The following is a 15,072-nucleotide window of genomic DNA, read 5'->3' as shown; positions in this document are numbered from 1 at the left end:
TCACCTCCGCCAGCCGGGATAGCCCCAGGTGGGCGCCGGCGGCGGGGGCATGAGCACGGGGATCGGCACCACCGGCTCCGGGGGCGGCGACACGGTTCGCGTCTCGCCGTCCGGGAAGCTCAACTCGTACGCCGTACCCGTCCACCGGGCGGGTGGCGTCTGCGGGTCGCGCCCGACGTACACCTCGCGGGCCGCCGTGATCTGTTCGAGGAGCGACCGCTCCTCGTCCCGCGCCTTGGCCTGCTGTTCGGGCGTACGGTTCAAGCCGCGCTCGATGCCGTCGCGGACCAGGGCCAGCCGGGTGGCGGCGAACTGGAACGCGGTCATCGCCTTGCGGCCGGGGTCGCCCGCGACCCGTTTGGCCCACGTCCGGGCGGCGTGCCGGCGGCTGAGCGAGGCTAGCGCGGCGACCTCGGGCGGGCTGAACCAGCCGGCTCGCACGTACGCCGGCAGCGCGCGTACGGTGATCCGGCCCTCGTGCGAGCGCAGCCAGAGGGCGAACGCCACCATGGCCAGGAAGATCGGCATCTCCAGGGCGAAGTAGCCGTAGAGGACGAGGATGGTCTGCCCGGTGGCGGCGGCGATCGTGGGGATCAGGTTCCACGTGCCGTGCAGCATCATGGCGACGAGGAGACCGGCGACCGGCGCCAGCCAGCGCACGACCGGGCTCGCCGTACGCGCGGCGATGCCGATCCCGACGCCGGTCATCGAGGTGAACAGCGGATGGGCGAACGCCGAGAAGAGCACCCGGACCAGGAAGGTCGCGAAGAGCATCTGCAGCCCGGTGTTGACGCCGTACTCCTCGCTGCCCGCGGCGTACGCGTGGCCGCCGAGGTAGAGGATGTTCTCCGTCATCGCGAAGCCGGTCGCAGACAGTCCGCAGTAGACGATGCCGTCGGTGATCCCGGAGATCTCCTTACGGCGCAGCAAGAGCAGCAGCAACGGGGCGGCCGCCTTGCTCAGCTCCTCGATGAACGGCGCGACGACCACCGCCACGATGCCGTCGGAGATCCCGTTCTGCTCGAAGATCTTGGAGCTCCAGGTGTTCACGATCAACGCGATGCCGGTCGCGATCACCGCGCCCCACGCGAAGCAGACCACCAGCGCCCAGGTCGGCTCCGGCTCGTAGCGGTCGAGCCAGAGGAAGCAGAAGACCAGGATCGGCACCGGCACGATGGCCGCCGCCAACCCGACCAGCAGGGCCTGGACGCCCATGTTGAAGCCGAGGAAGACGAGCATCGCGATCGAGGCGGCCGCGAAGAAGACGATGACGCCGCCGAGGGTCACCGGTCGCTTCCAGCGTTGCCACCCGCTCGGGCGCAGCGGCGCGGGCGGCAGACCACCCGGTGCGGGCCATCCCACGGGCTGGGCCGGGGCGGGTGTCGGTTCGCTGTGGGGTATCCCACTCGGCGGGAACTCGGACATGCAACGCAGCTTACCCACGCTAGGGTGTGGATCAGGTCACGAGTGACGGTGTACAGCCCCGGCTAGCCGTCCGGCAACCCTCCTATCTGCGGTGGGGTGCCCCGGGTGATGACCGGGCCTCGCTCGATGAGCGCGCGAGGCAAGCGCGGACCCCGTTCCCTGGTCGAGCACCCGGGGTCCCTGGACCCCCGGGAGGGCACTGCCATGACCGCTGTACTCGAGGCTCCCTGTCAGGTCACCGACCTCGTCCCCGTCGCCGAGCCCGCTGTTCTCGGCGTACCAGGTCAGATCAATCTGGACTATGCCGCGACCGCGCCGTGCGCGCGGGCGGCGAGCGACGCGGTGAACGAGATTCTGCCCTGGTACGCGAGTGTGCACCGGGGCGCGGGAGCCTTGTCCCAGCGCTGCACCCTGGCCTATGAGCGCGCTCGCCAGACGGTGGGTGACTTCGTCGGGGCGCGCGCGGACGACTACGTCATCTTCACTCGCAACACGACGGACGCGCTGAACCTGCTCGCGCACGTCATTCCGGCCGAGACCCTCGTCGTGACCTTCGCCGGCGAGCACCACGCGAACCTGCTGCCCTGGAAGGAGTGCGTACGCCTGCCGGTGCCGGCGTCGCCCGGCGAGGCGGTCCGGTCGCTGGACTCGGCCCTCCGCGAGCTGCGGCGTGGCACGGTCCTGGGCGAGCCGACGACGCCGCTGCTCGTCAGCGTCACCGCCGCGACGAACGTGACCGGGGAGTTGTGGCCGATCCGGGAGCTGTCCCTGGTCGCGCGGCGGCACGGCGCTCGCGTGGCGGTCGACGCCGCCCAGCTCGCCCCGCACCACCCGGTCGACCTCGCCACCCTCGGCGCGGATTATCTGGCCCTGTCCGGCCACAAGCTGTACGCGCCGTTCGGGGCGGGCGTCCTGGTCGGCAGGTCGGACTGGCTGGACGCGGCGACGCCGTACCTCGCGGGCGGGGGTGCGAGCGCCAAGGTCGGCGACGCCACCCACGACGTCCACTGGGCGACCGGCCCGGCCCGGCACGAGGCGGGTACGCCGAACCTGCTCGGCGCGGTCGCGCTCGCGGCCGTGTGCGACGCACTCGAAGCCGCCGACCGGGTGGCGCTGGCCGACCGCGAGCAGGCCCTGCTGCGGCGACTGCGTACCGGGCTGGCCGCCCTCGACGGGGTCGCCGAGCTGCGTGTCTTCGCCGAGGACGCGCCCCGCGTCGGGATCGTCTCGTTCGCCGTCGCCGGCCGGGAGTCCGCCGAGATCGCCGCCGGGCTGGCCCGCCGGGACATCGGCGTACGCGATGGGCTGTTCTGCGCGCATCCGCTGGCCCGCCGTCTGCTCGGCGAGGCCGCCCAGCGCGCCGGTTGGGCGTACGCCCCGGCGACCGCGCTGCGTGCGTCGATCGGCCTCGGCACCACCGAGGCGGACGTGGACGCGTTCCTGACCGCGCTCGCAGCCGTCGTCGCCACCGCCCCGCCCGCCATCCCCACCCCACCCTCCGCCTGCGCTGCCTGACCTTCTTCGTTGATCATGGGGTTAACCGTGGTCTCGACGGTGTGTCGGGGCCGCCAACCCCATGATCAATGCGATTCCGGCCTGCCGAAGGGCTGGTCACAGGTAGCGTTCGGACGTGGAGGTCGCGTTCAAGGCCACCCTGCAGCGCCGAATCCAGCGCGCGCGGGGCAGCCTCGGCATCGCTGTGCAGGCCGCCGTCGCGGCCGGCTTCGCCTGGTTCATCGCGTACAACCTGATGCACCATCCGCAGCCGTACTTCGCGCCGATCTCCGCCGTGGCGACGCTCGCGGTCTCGATCGGGCAGCGGATGCGCCGGGCGGTCGAGATCGTCCTCGGCAACGCCTTCGGCATCCTCCTCGGTGAGGCGCTGATCCTCGTGATCGGCCGAGGCGCCTGGCAGATATCGCTGGTCGTCGTGCTCGCGATCCTGGTCGCGATCTTCGCCGGAGGTGGGCCGTCGCTCGTGATGCAGTCCGCCGCCGGCGCCGTCCTGGTCGTCGCGGTCATCCCGACCAACGACGAGTACCTGTTCAGCCGCTTCGTCGACGCGATCGTGGGCGGCAGCGTGGGCCTGGCGGTGATGGCCCTGGTCCTGCCCCAGAACCCGCTGACCGTGGTCTCCCGGGCCGCCGGGCCGCTGCTCGACGACCTGGCCGACGGCGTACGCCTGACCGCGGAGGCGCTGGAACACCGGGACCGGAGCAAGGCCGAGGAGGCGCTGACCGATCTCCGCGAGGCGGAGAAGCACCTCACCGCGTTCGAGGAGGCGCTCACGGCGGCCAGCGAGATCGCCACCCTCTCCCCGATCCGCTGGGGCAAACGCGGCGCGCTGGCCCAGTACGTCGACGGGCAGGACCACATCGCGCGCTGCCTGCGGAACTCCCGGGTCCTGATCCGCCGAAGCGTCTCGGTCATCCGCGACGAAGAACCAGTCCCGACCGCCCTCGTCTCCTCGCTCCGCTCACTCGCCGACACCATCCGCTGGGTGCACCGCGAGTACGCCGAAGAGCTGCCGCCCGACGCCAGCCGGGAAGCCGCCGTCCGATCGGTACGCAACGCGTCGGACGCGTACCTGAGCGGGTTGGGGTTCTCCGGGAGCGTCATCGTGGCCCAGGTGCGGTCGATGGCGACCGACCTCCTCCGCGCGGGCGGGATGGAGTCGCGGGAAGCCGAACGAGACGTACGCCGAGCGGTCGGCAAGGCGAGTTCGAAGCCACCCCCACCCGCCCCGAAACACTTCACCCAACTGACCTGACCTCCTCCGCCCGCTCCTGCGGCGCCACCCGACTTCCGCCGGATGCGAGGCGTTGATCATGGAGTTTCCGGCTGTGACACACCGGCGACACCACAGTTAACTCCATGATCAACGGGAAGGGGTGGGTGGGACGTGGGCGATGCCGGCACCGACGGTATAGGCGGAGCGGGCGCAGGCGGAGGAGTCCGAGGAGGTGGGGGTGGTGGCGGGGCGGGCTGAGGTGGTGAGGCGTTGGCGGGTGGCGGTGAGGTCGCCGATCAGCGCGGGCTCCTTCGACCACAGCAGGGCGATCACGCCCGCGACGTGCGGGGTGGCCATCGAGGTGCCGTCCGCCTTCTCGTAGGTGCCGCCTGGCATCGCCGAGAGCACCTGTTCGCCGGGCGCGGCGATGTCGGGCTTGCCCGGCGTGTCGGACGAACCCCGGCTGGAGAAGTCGGTGACGGCACCGTTGCTGTTCACCGCGGCGACGGTGATCGCTGAGGCGTACGTGGCGGGCGGGTCGGTGATGCTGCCGCAGCGCGGTCCACTGTTGCCGGCCGCGACGACGACCGCGATTCCAGCGGCGGCCAGCGCGTCGATCGCGGGCCGCAGCGAGGCCGGGTCGCAGCCCTCGACTTCGGGGCAGCCCCACGAGTTGGTGAGGATGTTCGGGGCCCGGTCCGGGTGCCCGTCGGTGAACGGGTTCCCACCGGTGGGGAACGGCGCCAGCATGAACTGGAGGCAATCCAGGTAGTAGGACGGGCTGCCCATGTTCCGGGCGAGGTTGACGCAGCCGATCCACTGCGCGCCAGGTGCGACGCCCACGCCTTCGTGGCCGACCGCGGTCGCGAGCGTGTGCGTACCGTGGCCGTTGTGGTCGGTCGGCTGGGTCGTCCCGTTCCACGGGTCGTACCAGGAGTCGGGGCCGCCGCGGAAGTTCGCGGCCAGCGCGGGATGCGTACCGTCCGCGCCGGAGTCCGAGGAGCCGACGACGATGCCGGAGCCGGTGACCCCCTGCGCCCACGCGGTCGGCGCGCCGACCATGTCGATGTTCCAGTGGTCCGTGCCGGGCGAGGTCAACGGCCCGTGGTGGGTCTCGATCTCCGACGGCAACGGGCGCAGCACCGGATCGAGTAGTACGCGATCCACGTCGTCGCGCGCGGACAGCCACTGGCGTACGAGCGGGCCGCCGTCCACCTGGATGCCGTTGACCAGGTAGTACGGCTGGTAAGACAGGTGCCAGCGGTCGAGCTGCTTACGCAGGTCGGCCTGCGTACGGTCGGCCTGCTGCACCAGCCGCTGGTAGACGGCGGCCACCCGGGCGTCCCGCCCGCTGCCGGGCCCGGTCGTCGTCGGGAGCCCGGCCAGCGACGCCTGCTCCTTCATCACCACGAACAGCCGCTCACCGTGCAGACCCGGTTGACCGCTCACGGCGTACAAGCTGATCGATGCGAGGACGACCAGCGCGGCGAGTGACCAGGCGACGGCCTTGTGCGGGTTTTTGCGGACCGCGAGGCCGTAGACCAGCGCGAGCACCAGCCCCACCGCGAGGGAGACGCCGGTCGCGACGAGGGTCCAGAAGGGAATGTCGCGGCCGAGCAGGAAGAGGCTGATCTCGTCGGGGTCGACGAAGGCGAGCGGGCCGAGCGCGGCGATGCCGACGAGCCAGCCCGTGGTACGCGAAGAGGCGAGCGCGGCGGCGGCGAAGCCGAGCGGCGGCAGCACGAACATGGCCGCGAGCTGCGCGCCGGACGCACCCAGACCGGCCGCGAGCAGCGCGAACGCGACGCCGGCCACCAGTCCGCCGACGACCACCCGCCGAGCCCGGCCGCCGCTTTCCAGCTGGATCACGGTTTGCGGTCGAATCTTGGGGAAAGATTCGACCGGGAACCCTGATCCAGCGCCAACGGGGGATCCGGCGCTAGCGCCGAACGCCGTCCAGAAGCGGCCGTCCAAGGTGGACGAGGCGAGCCAGCCCGCGGACGCGGCCGCGAGCACCGCGAGAAGGGTCTCCAAGGCGCCGCCGAGGGAGCCCAGGACCAGCCACGGCATCAGCGCGACGAGTCCGGCGACGACGGCGAGCCCGACGCTGCTGGCGGTGCGGGGCCGGCGACGCAGGAAGAAGGCCGCGACCCCCAGCGCGACCGCCAGCACGAACAAGTACGCCTCGTTCTGCGGATCGGGCACCACCCGCAGGATTCCGCCGAGCACGGCGACTCCGGTCGCGATCAGCCAGGCGCGGCCGGTCTCGCGGACTGCGGGCGACCGAGGAATCAGAGCGAGCAGTAGCGACGGCACCCCGGCGAGGAGGCCGAGCACGAGGGCCACGACGACCCAGATCCACCACGGCTGCGGCACGTCGAGCTGGAGGAAGACCTGATCGGCCAACCAGCCCGCGGCCTGCCAGAACAGGGCGAGCGCGACGAGACCGACGCCCACGAATGCGGCCGCGACGATCGCACCGGTGCTCGACGTCGTCGCCGGAGCGGGCGGGGCCGGCGGGCCAGGTGGCGTATGCCACTGCGCGGAAGGCGGCTGATCGGCCATGATCGCACAGTATCGTGCAGGTGTGCGCGACCGTCAGGTCTCCCGGAACACCGCCGGCACCCTGTCGCCCGCACGCCGCGTCACCGATCTGCGCCGGCTCGCCGAGGAAGAGTTCGACGTGCTGGTCATCGGGGGCGGCGTGACCGGCGCAGGGGCCGCGCTCGATGCCGCCTCCCGTGGCTTGTCCGTCGCCTTGATCGAGGCGAACGACTTGGCCAGCGGCACGTCGTCACGGTCGAGCAAGCTCGTCCACGGCGGGCTGCGCTATCTGGAGCAACTGGAGTTCCACCTCGTCCATGAGGCGTTGCGGGAACGCGGGCTGCTCGCCACCCGGCTCGCGCCGCATCTCGTCCGGCCGGTGCCGTTCTTGGTCCCCCTCCCGGGTGACGCAGCGTGGAAGCGCGCCTGGAATCGGGTCTACTACGGCGCCGGGGTCGCGCTCTACGACGCGTTCGCCGCCGGGCTTCAGGGCGCGTCCGGCCGTGGCATGCCGCTGCACCGCCACCTCACCCAGCGCGGCGCGCACCAACTCTTCCCGTCCCTGCGGCCGGAGGCCGCGGTCGGCGCCATCCGCTACTTCGACGGCCAGGTGGACGACGCGCGGCTCGTGATCTCGCTCGCGCGTACGGCCGCGAGTCTCGGCGCGGCGGTGGTCACCCGGGTGCGGGCGACCGGTCTCACGCGCCAGGCTCGGGAGATCACCGGGGTACGCGCGACGGACGAGACCGGCCGGGAGTTCGCCATCCGGGCCCGGACCGTCGTCGCCGCGACCGGCGTCTGGAGCGACGACATCACCGCGCTGCTCCCCGACGCCCGGCCTGGGCTGCGCGTACGCGCTTCGAAGGGCATCCACCTGGTGGTGCCGCGGTCGGCCATCACCGGCGACGTCGGGCTGATTCTGCGTACGGCGTCGAGCGTGCTGTTCGTGATCCCGTGGGGCGGGCACTGGCTCATCGGCACCACCGACACGGACTGGATGCTCGACCGGGAACATCCGGCGGCCAGCGCGCGCGACATCGACTACCTGCTCAGCGAGGTGAACAAGGTCCTCGACCGGCCGATCGGCCGGGACGACATCGAAGGCGTGTACGCCGGACTCCGCCCCCTGCTGTCCGGCGAGGAGGACTCCACCTCGGCGCTCAGCCGGGAGCACGCCGTCGTCGAACCGATGCTCGGGCTGTTCCTGGTGGCCGGGGGCAAGCTCACGACGTATCGGGTCATGGCCTCCGACGTCGTGGACCACGTCGTCCGCCGGCTCCGGTCGCTCGATCCGGCGAGCTGGGCGGAGGGCCGGAAGCGGCCCGGGCGAGGCGGTCTGGAATCGGCGACCGACGACCTGCCCCTCCTCGGGGCGGACGGCTATCAGGCGATGTGGCGTCGGCGGGCCGAACTCGCCCGGCGGGCGAAGTCGCGGCTCACCGTCGGCGCGGTCGAACACCTGCTGGAACGCTACGGGACGCTGACCGTCGACCTGCTCCACTTGATCGACTCCGCCGTCGATCTGGGCGATCCGTTGGAGGGCGCGCCCGAATACCTCGCCGTCGAAGTGGCGTACGCGGCCGGTGCCGAAGGCGCGCTGCACCTCGACGACGTGCTGACTCGGCGTACGCGGATCAGCATCGAGACCGAGCATCGCGGGGTCGAGACGGCACCGCACGCGGCCCGGATCATGGCCGGCGTCCTGGGCTGGGACGAGGCCACCACGCGCGCCGAGGTCGAGGCGTACGAGCGCCGGGTGGACGCCGAACGGCGGTCGCAGACGATGCCCGACGACGCCTCGGCGGACGCCGCCCGCACCCGCTCCTGATCCCTGCCCGCCCTTCTAGGCTGGATCAGGGTTCTCGGTCGAATCTTGGTCCAAGATTCGACCCGGAACCCTGATCCAGCGCGGCGGAAGCAGGGTTAGAAGATCTTGCCCGGGTTGAGGATGCCGCGCGGGTCCAGGGCATTCTTGATCGCCTGCTGGACCCGCATGCTGACCGGCCCGGCCTCGGTCGCCAGCCAGCCACGCTTGAGTAGGCCGACCCCGTGTTCACCGGTGCACGTGCCACCCAACGTCAGGCCCAGCTCCATGATCTCGTCGAAGACGACGTGGCCGCGCTGGACGCTGGCCGGATCGGCCCGGTCCACCACGATGTTCGGGTGCAGGTTGCCGTCGCCGGCGTGGCCGACCACCCCGACGGTGATCTCGTGGCGGGCAGCGATCTCGGCGATGCCGTCGAGCAGCTCGGCTAGCCGGGACCGGGGCACCGCGATGTCGTCCAGGATCAGCCCGCCGCGGTCGTGCATCCCGGCCGCGAGGTGCTCCATCGCCGGGTGCGCCGCCCGCCGAGCCTGCAACAGGGCGGCGGCTTCCTCGTCGTCGGTGGCCCGGTAGACCTCGGTCGCCCCCGCCGCCAGCGCCAGTTCGGCGATCCGGTCGAGGTCGGCGGCCGCGCGTCCGCCGGTGTCGGCTGCCGCCAGCAGGATCGCCGCGGCCTCCTGGTCCAGCCCCATCGGCCGGTACGCCTCGATGGCGCGCAGATGAACGTTGTCCAGCAGCTCCAGCAGGCTCGGGGCGGCACCGCTCGCCATGATCTCGTTGACCGCCTTGCCGGCGGTGGCGGTGGTGGGGAAGACGGCGACCAGGCTCAGCGACTGCTCCGGCGCGGGGCGCAGAGCCACCGTCACCTCGGTCACGATCCCGAGCGTGCCCTCCGACCCGACGAACAGGCTGGTCAGGTCATAGCCCGCGACACCCTTCGGCGTACGCCGGCCGGTGCGCAGCACCTCCCCGTCGGCGAGGACGACCTCCAGGCCGATGACGTATCCCGTGGTGACGCCGTATTTCACGCAGCACATGCCGCCCGCGTTGGTGGCGACGTTGCCACCGATCGTCGACGACTCGAACGAACCCGGGTCCGGCGGGTAGTGCAGGCCCTTCTCGCGTACGGCCCGGCCGAGGACGGCGTTGACCACACCAGGCTGCACGACGGCGATTCGGTTGACCGGGTCGATCTCCAGGATCTGGTCCATCAGCGTCAGGCTCACCACGACGCAGCCGTCCACGGCGTTCGCGCCGCCGGCCAGCCCGGTCCGGGCGCCCTGCGGCACCACCGGCACCCCGTGCTCGGCCGCGGCCTTGACGACGGCCACGACTTCGTCGGTGCTCCGCGGCCGCACCACCACGGCAGGCAGGCCGTCCGCTACGAGGTCGGCCTCGTCCCGCCGGTACATCTCCACCAGGTCCCGATCGGTGATCACCCGATCGGCGGGCAAGAGCGCCCGCAACTGATCCACAACACCCACACCCGGAATGTAGACCGCCGAGCGCCATTCACACACCTGGGGAAAACAGGGCTCCCGCCAGGGAGCGCTGGCGCGAGCCGCCAGGAGTGCAGTCAGGTTGACCGAGTACGCTCAGCGATCATGGAGCGCTTCCACATCGACCACCTTCCCGGCACCGTCGACCTGCTCACGCGCAGCTTCCTCCCGGAGGACGCGGCCGAAGCGCGCGAGATCGTGGAACTGCTCCGGCCGACCGACGAACGGCGTACCACTGGCTTCGTGGCGACCGACGGGGCGCGCGTGATCGGCGTGGCCTTCGCCGCGGTGAGCCACGCGGACCCCACGGTCGGGCACCTGGACCTGCTGGCGGTCGATCCCGGGCACCGGCGGCGCGGCCTGGGCAGCGAGCTGATCGCGCAGGCCGAGCAGGGGCTGCGCGAGCTGGGCTGCGAGGTCGTCCGCGTGGCCGGCAACCCGCCGGACTACGCGTTCCCGGGCGTGGACGTGCGCTACACCCCGGCGATCTGCACGCTCACCAAGGCCGGGTACGCCCATGAGCGCACCGCCTGGAACATGACCGCCGAGCTGCGACCGGGGTCGAAGGCGCTGGCCGACACCTCGGCCGCCGAGGCGCGGCTCGCCGAGCAGGGCGTCGAGGTACGCGTGGCCGAGGCGAACGACGTCGCCCGGCTGCGGCCGATCATCGCCGCCGAGTGGGGCGGGCACTGGGCCGCCGAGATCACCTCCGCGCAGGCGGTGCACATCGCCGTGCAAGACGGCGAGCCGATCGCGTTCGCTGCCTGGGGTTGTACGCGACCAGGCTGGTTCGGCCCGATGGGCACCCGGCCGGCCGCCAAGGGGCTGGGGATCGGTTCGGTGCTGCTCCGGCGTTGCCTGGCCGACCAGGCGAAGGCGGGCGTGACTCGGGCGCAGATCGGCTGGGTCGGACCGGTGCCGTTCTACGCCCAGGCAGCGGATGCGTACATCGAGCGAGTCTTCTTCCTGTACAGCAAAGACCTGTAACCCCAATTTTCACGAAACGGACATCCGTCGCTTTTGGGTCGGGCAGGATGGCCTCATGCAGCCCTCTGCCACCAGTACGCACGCCCACCACACCGGTGCGGTCCTGCTCGTCGCCTCGGCGGCGGCGCTCGGCGGATTCCTGTTCGGCTACGACACAGCCGTCATCAACGGCGCGGTCGACGCCATCAAGGAAGACTTCCACCTGAACTCGGCGGTACTGGGCTTCGTGGTCTCCTCGGCCCTGCTGGGCTCGGCGGTGGGCGCCTGGTACGCCGGTCCCCTCGCCGACCGCTACGGCCGGCTCAAGGTGATGGTGATCGCCGCGATCGTCTTCTTCATCGGCTCCGTCGGCTCGGCGCTGGCGGTCGGCCCGATCGACCTGACGGCGTGGCGCATCCTGGGTGGCCTCGCGGTGGGCGCGGCGAGCGTCATCGCCCCGGCGTACATCGCCGAGATCAGCCCGCCCGACATCCGGGGGCGGCTGGGCTCGCTGCAGCAGCTGGCCATCGTCACGGGCATCTTCGCCTCCCAGCTCGTGAACTACGCCATCGCCAAGAGCGCGGGCGGCGCCGGCAACCCGATCGGCTGGGGCGGTGACGCCTGGCGCTGGATGTTCGCCGCCGAGTGCATCCCGGCGATCGTGTACCTGATCTTCGCGCTTCAGATTCCGGAGTCCCCGCGATATCTCGTCCGCCGGGGCCGGCTCGACGAGGCCAAGACCGTCCTCGACCGCATCGTCGGCGGCAACACCGCCCAGCAGATCCGCGACATCCAGGCCAGCCTGCGCGGCATCCAGGACAAGGTTCAGCTGCGCGACCTGAGGGGACCACGGTTCGGGCTGCTCCCGATCGTCTGGGTCGGCATCCTGCTGTCGGTGTTCCAGCAGTTCGTCGGCATCAACGTGATCTTCTACTACTCGACCACGCTGTGGCAGGCCGTCGGGTTCAACGAGAGCGACTCGTTCGTCATCTCGGTGATCACCAGCGTCACGAACGTCGTCACCACACTGGTCGCGATCGCACTGGTGGACAAGATCGGGCGCAAGCCGCTACTGCTCATCGGCGCGGCCGGCATGATGATCACCCTCGGTACGCTCGCCTGGGCCTTCAGTACGGCGACCGGCAGCGGCGACAGCCTCACGCTGAGCCCGACGGTCGGCAAGATCGCCCTGGTCGCGGCCAACCTCTACGTCGTGTCCTTCGGCATGAGCTGGGGACCCGTGGTCTGGGTCCTGCTCGGCGAGATGTTCAGCAACAAGATCCGTGTCACCGCGCTCGCGGTCGCCGCCGCCGCCCAGTGGATCGCCAACTGGCTGGTCTCCTCGACCTTCCCGGCGCTGTCCGACATCGGCCTCGGCTTCGCGTACCTGGTCTACACGATCTTCGCGACGCTCGCCTTCATCTTCGTCCTTCGAACCGTCCGGGAGACGAAGGGCCGCGCCCTGGAGTCGATGTAGCTCAGCTGGCGTCGCGTCCGGGCTGGGTACTTCGGCCGCTGGATCAGGGATCTGGGTCGAATCTTGGACCAAGATTCGACCGGGAACCCTGATCCAGCCCGCAAGGAGCGGGCCAGCCCGCAAGGAGCGGCGCAAGGAGCGGGCCAGGAGCGGCGCAAGGGGCGGCGCAAGGAGCGGCGCGGAGTCGGCTAGCTGAGGAGGGCGCGCCAGCGCCCGACGGCGTCCGGGCACACCGGCGAGGTCCACGAGCCGTCCTCCCGAGCGGTACTGCCGACGTGGAACGCCCGGATCCCCGCGTCCAGCAACGCCGGAACCACGTCCTCGGTGAGCCCGCCACCAGCGAGCACCCGGCTGGGGTCGCGCTTGACGAGGTTCACCCAGCCTTCGCGTACGCCCACCGGCGAACCAGCGGTCAGCACGGCGTCGACGCCCGGCAGGTCGAGCACGTCGGCCCAGGCGCGGTCGGTGTTCCGGGCGTGGTCGATGGCGCGGTGGAACGTCCACGGCCGCCCGTGCAGCCGCTCCGCGATCCGTTCGCAGGTCGCGACGTCGATCTCGCCGGAGTCGTCGAGGAACCCGAAGACCAGTCCGGCCACCCCCGTCGCGAGCAATTCGTCCGCGAGCCCCACCAGGTCCGGCCCGGCCGCGAAGTCCGCTGTCGTGCGCAGCATCGCGCGTACCGGCAGGTCGGTGGCGGCGACGACCGCAGCCGCGACCGAGGGCGTGGGACTGAGGCCGTCGGCCGACATCTGCGCGACGAGCTCGAGCCGGTCGGCTCCGCCCGCCTGCGCGGCCTCGGCGTCGGCCGGGCTGAGCGCGATGACCTCGAGCAGGGGTGTCACGTCTGGGATCATGGCAAACCGCGCGCACGGGATGGTGAACGGGGTTGGAACTATGCTCGCGATGTGGACCTGACCGGACACTTCCGCTCAAGCGTGATCGCCGCTGGCGGCCGCCCGGACGACGCCGTCGCCGCCGAGTTGCTGACCCGTTGGTCGGAACCGCACCGGCACTATCACACCATCGACCACCTGCGGTTCATGCTCACGGTCATCGACGAGCACGCGGGTTCCGCGGACGATCCCGACCTCGTCCGGCTGGCGGCTTGGGGGCACGACGCGATCTACGACCCGCGATCCGCGGGCAACGAGGAAGCCAGCGCGATCTTGTCCGCGGAGGTCCTGGGCCGCTGCGAGCTGCCCGGTCCCGCCGTCGCCGAGGTCGCCCGACTGGTACGCCTGACGGCCGGTCACACGGTGGAACCCGGCGACCGCAACGGCGCTCTGCTGGCGGACGCGGACCTGGCCGTCCTGGCCCGGGACTGGCCGTCCTATCTGGAGTACGCCGCCGCAGTGCGAGCCGAGTACGCCCACGTTCCCGACGACGCGTTCCGCAGTGGACGAGCCGCCGTGTTGCGGAGTCTGCTGGACCTGCCGGCGCTCTTCCGCGTCCCGGCGTTGGCCGAATCGTGGGAGGAGAAGGCGCGGGCCAACCTCACCCGCGAACTGGCTTCCCTGACCACTTGAGCACTGGAGTCAGCGGTGACAGCGCGCAGAGTCAGCGGCGATTGAGGTGCTTCGGCCGACGGAGTCCGGAAGCGCGTAGGCGGGCCGCGATCTCGCGCGACTCCACGAGGGAAGCGCCGAGCCAGACCGCCCAGGGCACCCGGGCCGCCGGGATGTCGTAGTGGTCCCGGTCGAAGCCGCGCGGTGGCGCGCCGATCATCTCGGCGAAGGCGTGCAGTTCGGCGTACGAGACGTCGCTGACCAGATGCGCCCACAACCGCCCATGGGCGGGCCACCGGGCCCGGTCGACGTAGATCACGCCACCATTGTCCCCCGCGAGGCCGCGCAGCTGGCCCGCCGTTAGGCGCGGATCATGGTTGCGCATGCCTCACCGCGCCGGTTTGGCATGCGTAACCGTGATCCGCACGGAAAGGGGCGGCCGGGAAAACCCGGCCGCCCCGAAGAGCTGCTTCTAAGCGCAAGCGCTTAGCTGCGCTTCTGCTTCTGATCGCAAGCGATCAGAAGTCCATGTCACCGCCGCCCGGAGCGGCCGGCGCGGCGGCCTTCTCCGGCTTGTCGGCCACGACGGCCTCGGTGGTGAGGAAGAGGGCCGCGATCGACGCCGCGTTCTGCAGCGCGGACCGGGTGACCTTCGCCGGGTCGATGATGCCGGCCTTCAGCATGTCGACGTACTCGCCGGTGGCGGCGTTCAGGCCGTGACCCGTCTCCAGGTTGCGGACCTTCTCCGACACGACGCCGCCCTCGAGGCCGGCGTTGACGGCGATCTGCCGCAGCGGCGCGTCGAGCGCCACCTTGACGATGTTGGCGCCGGTCGCCTCGTCGCCCGCCAGGTCGAGCTTGTCGAACGCGCTCTTGCCGGCCTGCACGAGGGCGACGCCACCGCCGGCGACGATGCCCTCCTCGACGGCCGCCTTCGCGTTGCGAACGGCGTCCTCGATGCGGTGCTTGCGCTCCTTCAGTTCGACCTCGGTGGCCGCGCCGACCTTGATGACGGCCACGCCGCCGGCCAGCTTCGCCAGACGCTCCTGGAGCTACTCGCGGACGTAGTCGGAGTCCGACTACTCGATCTCGGCGCGGAT

General features: G+C 71.3%; 11 protein-coding genes, 1 pseudogene and 1 riboswitch. Of the genes and pseudogenes, 6 read left to right on the top strand and 6 right to left on the bottom strand.

What is annotated here, in order from left to right; translation table 11 throughout:
- A complete protein-coding gene (locus AB0M47_RS19755) occupies positions 1-1,425 on the bottom strand; it encodes a PrsW family intramembrane metalloprotease (protein WP_253758513.1) in 1,425 nt (474 codons plus the stop codon).
- 34 nt (positions 1,426-1,459) lie between these two features.
- Positions 1,460-1,577, top strand: a riboswitch (SAM riboswitch).
- 52 nt (positions 1,578-1,629) lie between these two features.
- Between AB0M47_RS19755 and AB0M47_RS19750 the strand changes: the two genes are divergently transcribed.
- Together AB0M47_RS19750 and AB0M47_RS19745 are read left to right on the top strand one after the other, a co-directional pair.
- Complete coding sequence (locus AB0M47_RS19750) at positions 1,630-2,940, top strand: aminotransferase class V-fold PLP-dependent enzyme (protein WP_363415456.1); 1,311 nt, start codon at positions 1,630-1,632, stop codon at positions 2,938-2,940.
- A gap of 115 nt (positions 2,941-3,055) precedes the next feature.
- Entirely contained in the window at positions 3,056-4,195 is a 1,140-nt protein-coding gene (locus tag AB0M47_RS19745; RefSeq protein WP_363415453.1) for an FUSC family protein, read from the top strand.
- 108 nt (positions 4,196-4,303) lie between these two features.
- Here AB0M47_RS19745 and AB0M47_RS19740 read toward each other — a convergent pair whose 3' ends face one another.
- Positions 4,304-6,721, bottom strand: a complete 2,418-nt coding sequence (locus tag AB0M47_RS19740) for a S8 family serine peptidase (RefSeq protein WP_363415450.1) — start codon at positions 6,719-6,721, stop codon at positions 4,304-4,306.
- Between AB0M47_RS19740 and AB0M47_RS19735 the strand changes: the two genes are divergently transcribed.
- Positions 6,720-8,528: a glycerol-3-phosphate dehydrogenase/oxidase gene (locus AB0M47_RS19735; RefSeq protein ID WP_363415447.1), complete on the top strand. Its 1,809-nt coding sequence runs from the start codon at positions 6,720-6,722 to the stop codon at positions 8,526-8,528. The genes AB0M47_RS19740 and AB0M47_RS19735 overlap by 2 nt on opposite strands.
- A gap of 95 nt (positions 8,529-8,623) precedes the next feature.
- Here the strand turns inward: AB0M47_RS19735 and AB0M47_RS19730 are convergent, their stop codons facing one another.
- Positions 8,624-10,009 (bottom strand): FAD-linked oxidase C-terminal domain-containing protein, encoded by a 1,386-nt coding sequence (locus AB0M47_RS19730; protein WP_363415444.1) that lies wholly within the window; start codon positions 10,007-10,009, stop codon positions 8,624-8,626.
- 120 nt (positions 10,010-10,129) lie between these two features.
- On the opposite strand from AB0M47_RS19730, the gene AB0M47_RS19725 reads away from it, so the two are divergent.
- Both AB0M47_RS19725 and AB0M47_RS19720 read left to right on the top strand, forming a co-directional pair.
- Entirely contained in the window at positions 10,130-11,011 is an 882-nt protein-coding gene (locus tag AB0M47_RS19725; protein WP_253758527.1) for a GNAT family N-acetyltransferase, read from the top strand.
- A gap of 55 nt (positions 11,012-11,066) precedes the next feature.
- Entirely contained in the window at positions 11,067-12,467 is a 1,401-nt protein-coding gene (locus AB0M47_RS19720; protein WP_363415441.1) for a sugar porter family MFS transporter, read from the top strand.
- Positions 12,468-12,655: 188 nt separating this feature from the next.
- On the opposite strand, the gene AB0M47_RS19715 is transcribed toward AB0M47_RS19720, so the two are convergent.
- On the bottom strand, positions 12,656-13,309 hold the full coding sequence (locus tag AB0M47_RS19715; RefSeq protein WP_363415438.1) for a copper homeostasis protein CutC: 654 nt from the start codon (positions 13,307-13,309) through the stop codon (positions 12,656-12,658).
- A 63-nt stretch (positions 13,310-13,372) separates the two neighbouring features.
- Between AB0M47_RS19715 and AB0M47_RS19710 the strand changes: the two genes are divergently transcribed.
- Positions 13,373-13,993 (top strand): metal-dependent phosphohydrolase, encoded by a 621-nt coding sequence (locus AB0M47_RS19710; RefSeq protein WP_363415435.1) that lies wholly within the window; start codon positions 13,373-13,375, stop codon positions 13,991-13,993.
- A gap of 31 nt (positions 13,994-14,024) precedes the next feature.
- On the opposite strand, the gene AB0M47_RS19705 is transcribed toward AB0M47_RS19710, so the two are convergent.
- Together AB0M47_RS19705 and AB0M47_RS19700 are read right to left on the bottom strand one after the other, a co-directional pair.
- Positions 14,025-14,291 (bottom strand): DUF4031 domain-containing protein, encoded by a 267-nt coding sequence (locus AB0M47_RS19705; RefSeq protein ID WP_363415432.1) that lies wholly within the window; start codon positions 14,289-14,291, stop codon positions 14,025-14,027.
- Between the two features lie 199 nt (positions 14,292-14,490).
- Positions 14,491-15,072, bottom strand: a pseudogene (locus tag AB0M47_RS19700) (TCP-1/cpn60 chaperonin family protein); the annotation flags it as partial.

The sequence above is a fragment of the Hamadaea sp. NPDC051192 genome (assembly GCF_040682475.1).
Taxonomy (GTDB): domain Bacteria; phylum Actinomycetota; class Actinomycetes; order Mycobacteriales; family Micromonosporaceae; genus Hamadaea; species Hamadaea flava.
Note: the sequence above shows the minus strand (reverse complement) of the source record. Positions and strands in the feature narration are given on the sequence as shown.